2 protein-coding genes are annotated in these 800 nt (G+C 43.6%); both read right to left on the bottom strand.

Annotated elements, in window-relative coordinates:
- Positions 1–16 precede the first annotated feature (16 nt).
- Complete coding sequence (locus BO225_RS10670; protein ID WP_076342206.1) at positions 17–484, bottom strand: IS66 family transposase; 468 nt, start codon at positions 482–484, stop codon at positions 17–19.
- A gap of 65 nt (positions 485–549) precedes the next feature.
- Positions 550–800: IS66 family insertion sequence element accessory protein TnpB (tnpB, locus tag BO225_RS10665; protein WP_076342205.1), on the bottom strand; the 251-nt coding region annotated here is incomplete at its 5' end.

Here is an 800-nt window from a genome sequence, read left to right as displayed (position 1 = left end):
ATAAGCTTGGGGCTTTTCAAGCCGCAGCAAGAGCTGGGAGTTTGAAAAGCAACAAGAAATGGGTTCTTAGGGATAGGGACCCGTAGTCAATGGAAAGCGGAACAAATTTTTTCGGATTTGTCAAAAAACAGAAATTTAGGTTGTCCTCAAACTTGACATAGTACCAATCGCCCAGATCGTCTTTGTTCCAGCAGCGTTTTTTTCTGGAATACTGAATGTTCTGGAGAGCACGAGCAGAAGAAGGACTTTCTTCCGGATATTCGAGATCGAAGAGCGTAGGCATGTTGGCCATCATTTCCGCATGTCTTGCTTTTTCGCTCTTTTTTCCGAAAAGCATCCGCTGAAGCTTTTGGATGATCGCATCTTTTTCCTGGATCTTTTTATCCTGCTCTTCGATCCGAACAGTCAAATCCTCTATGGCTTTGATCATCTTTTCGAGCTGTTCTTTATCCGCTTCGACCGTCGTTTGTTTTTCCTTTTCCATGATTCAATTATACCACAAAAAAGAAGGGAAATAAACAAATTCCCCTTTATATAAAGCTTTTTTGATCACATTATCTTTGTCGCCCGGCTTTTGCGGATCGAACATTTCTGCTCGATCCCCAGACCTTCGAGAAGCCATCTCAGCTGCTGTTCGCTGAGAAGAAGCACTTCGTCATTGTTTTTAGGCCACTGGAACTTTCCTTCGTCAAGACGCTTCGTAAGAAGAAGAAATCCGTCCTCTTCCCAAAGGATCCCCTTGATCGAGGATGTTTTCCGACCGCAGAAAAGAAAGAGACTGTTCTCGAAAGGATCGAGCT

Source organism: Dubosiella newyorkensis (genome assembly GCF_001945605.1).
GTDB classification, from domain to species: Bacteria; Bacillota_I; Bacilli_A; order Erysipelotrichales; family Erysipelotrichaceae; genus Dubosiella; species Dubosiella newyorkensis.
This window is presented reverse-complemented; position numbering and strand designations above follow the sequence as displayed.

Excerpts from the sequence above, each read along its gene's own strand:
- BO225_RS10670 (WP_076342206.1), bottom strand. The coding sequence starts at position 484 with ATGGAAAAGGAAAAACAAACGACGGTCGAAGCGGATAAAGAACAGCTC.